The sequence below is a fragment of the Neisseria sp. HMSC074B07 genome (genome assembly GCF_001810355.1).
In the GTDB taxonomy this organism is placed as follows: domain Bacteria; phylum Pseudomonadota; class Gammaproteobacteria; order Burkholderiales; family Neisseriaceae; genus Neisseria.
The window spans coordinates 1-1349 of the sequence record NZ_KV800874.1 but is presented as its reverse complement, the minus strand read 5'-3'; the positions used below and the strand labels follow the sequence as shown (position 1 = coordinate 1349).

Below are 1349 nucleotides of genomic sequence, written 5' to 3'. Positions count from 1 at the left end.
AAATGCAGGATGGCGCCGTCGGGGCGGACGATGGTCTCTACCTGCCCCTCGTTGCTGTACTGATAGCGGGTAACGCGCCCCATCGCATCAGATTGTTTTTATAGCCGAAGCTGTGTTTGACACAGCCGTCCTCCGAACCGTCTTCCGCTACTGTCAGCGGGGCGAAACGCAGCGACAGCGAGCCGTCCAGCGAGGCGATATAAATAGGTATATCTGCCGTCTAGGTTTTCCTACGGGAGATGGCTGCCGTCACATAGTCTTAAAATTTCTATTACGTAAACAACGCTAGAATTTTCTACATATTACGATATTACGCAAGTTATAGCTTGCACAAATTATTGTGCCAAATACCCTGTGTCATAATCTAAATCGTTAGTTTCCACAAAGCTATCCAAGAAAATATATATTTCTTCTATATCTACTTGGATTGGTATGTTTATTGCATAGAAATTTACATTAAACGCTTCTGACTCACATCCAAGATCTATTAGTTTGGTTAATATATTATCTTTAAATTTCTGATTTTCATTAAAGAAAACAATCCGCAACGTACTATTTTTACTATTAATTATAGTTTTATCATATAATAAGTAATTTTCTTCCTTTTGTATTACACTAACAATATCACCCAAAGATACTTCTTTGCTATAAAAAGGAATATTGTTTATTTTAAAATAGCCTTCTTCAGTTACTTCTGCCCAAATACTTTCCATAGATACTGGGGGATAACCATCAATTACTTCTAGATTAAAAAAAACCTTTTTCATTTTAATTACCTTAAAATTAGTTCATAGAAAATTCTACACTCTTCATAATTTTCATTTATTACTCTTTTCAAGATTACATAATCTACATAAAACTTGCCCGTTCTCTACTGTACCAGATCCACCGTTTGATTTGGCAAATATATGATCTACGTGAGCCTCATTATCCGGCGGTCTTACACCTTTTTCATGTCGCTTAGGCTCAATAGTCTCTACACCGCATCTACCACATATCATTTTTCCGCCATTATCTGCTTTATTTTGCTCTCTAACCGCTTTTTTCCCTGCAGCAGTAAAATCTTTTCCCTTCCTTGTACCTTTTTTCTTCAAATGTCTTTTATAACTTTCAACGTGCTCTAACCCTAGAGGATCTATCCAAGATTGTGCATTAAATGCAAAATGATAGAAATTTTCCCCTCCAAATAATCTTATGGGATCTTGATTAATAAATCTTCCAGAAATCGAATCATAGAATCTAAGAAGATTATAATGCAGCCCCGTTTCGGCATCAAAGTATTGGTTCTGCAACCTGAACGGCTGGTGCGCCGTTCCCGTTACCTTGGTTTCCTCTTTCAGACGACCCCA

At 37.4% G+C, this 1349-nt stretch carries 2 protein-coding genes and 1 pseudogene; all 3 read right to left on the bottom strand.

Annotation, left to right across the window (positions count from 1 at the left end; all coding sequences use genetic code 11):
- A pseudogene (locus tag HMPREF2726_RS12490) lies at nt 1-83 on the bottom strand (type IV secretion protein Rhs); the annotation flags it as partial.
- A 252-nt stretch (nt 84-335) separates the two neighbouring features.
- Complete coding sequence (locus tag HMPREF2726_RS00395; protein ID WP_009313184.1) at nt 336-767, bottom strand: DUF4265 domain-containing protein; 432 nt, start codon at nt 765-767, stop codon at nt 336-338.
- 51 nt (nt 768-818) lie between these two features.
- A partial coding sequence (locus tag HMPREF2726_RS00390) for an RHS repeat-associated core domain-containing protein (RefSeq protein ID WP_070601845.1) occupies nt 819-1349 on the bottom strand: 531 nt, incomplete at its 5' end.